1 protein-coding gene and 1 pseudogene are annotated in these 944 nt (G+C 44.9%); both read right to left on the reverse strand.

The window, feature by feature from the left end; all coding sequences use genetic code 11:
• Positions 1-194, reverse strand: a pseudogene (locus tag U873_RS36480) (hypothetical protein); the annotation flags it as partial.
• The coding region (locus U873_RS37045) for a hypothetical protein (protein WP_177330345.1) at positions 194-944 on the reverse strand (751 nt) is incomplete at its 5' end. The pseudogene U873_RS36480 and the gene U873_RS37045, both read right to left, overlap by 1 nt.

A 944-nucleotide genomic window follows, 5' to 3' on the forward strand; every position in this document is an offset into this window, starting at 1 on the left:
ATAACTTCAAAACCTACACTTTCAGGCAAAGATTCAAAAAAGCCATAAAGCAACTCATAGCCAGCAATAGAACGCCTGACCGATACGGGTACATACCCTCGACCTGAAGTTGCAAAATGAGCAAGCATTCCATTTTTATAAGACGCAAACCAATCTAGATCATTAATCTCTAAAAACTCTTCATCCATTTCCATTACTCACCTCCAAACATATTCGTACAATTTTCACAACGCTTAACAACCTCGCCTGTTCTTGGACGAATGGCAGAAGTGAATTTTATATCAGCTAATTTTAGCTTTGGATTATTTAAGAGCAACTCATTGGCTGCTCGAAATTCTGCACAGCGCCCCAGTGTATTTCCACATCCCGTTTTAACTCCCAAGCCCCCCAAATTTTCGGCATACTCTATCAATTCAGGAGCAATCTTGCTTGGTACAGAGCCACTAGAAGCTGTAACTATACTCCCTGTCTGAGTATCCACAGCACCTATAACAGTTGGAGGCTTATAACTACCAAACGTGCCTATATATTCCTTCAGCCGCCGATCAGCTTCCTCTAGAAGCTTAGCAGAACCACTTGCTTCCGTTACAGCCAGTCCACTAGTAAAGTCTCCAGTGCTATCTACCACCTTTCCATTAACAGTTGTTGACCCAGCAGAATACTTCCCTGTGAGCTTTCCACCATAAGCACCTTCACTGCTGCTCCAAACAGGACTACTAGTCGAACCTTTCGCCGCCAACTCTTGGTCCCGCAACGAGTTTGCAACCTTGCCAAGTTTGCCAACCCGGTTGATAACCGCAAAATTCAGTGCAAACTCAGTGGCCCACTTCATCCTGACTTCAAGAGCGGCGCCAGGATTCCCCTGTAATTCGTACAAAAACGCCAAGTTCTCTGCATCCTGCTTGGCGCTATTAAAGGCAGCAATTACCTCTTGCGGGTTACTC

This window comes from Pseudomonas sp. PH1b (assembly GCF_000633395.1).
GTDB lineage: Bacteria > Pseudomonadota > Gammaproteobacteria > Pseudomonadales > Pseudomonadaceae > Aquipseudomonas.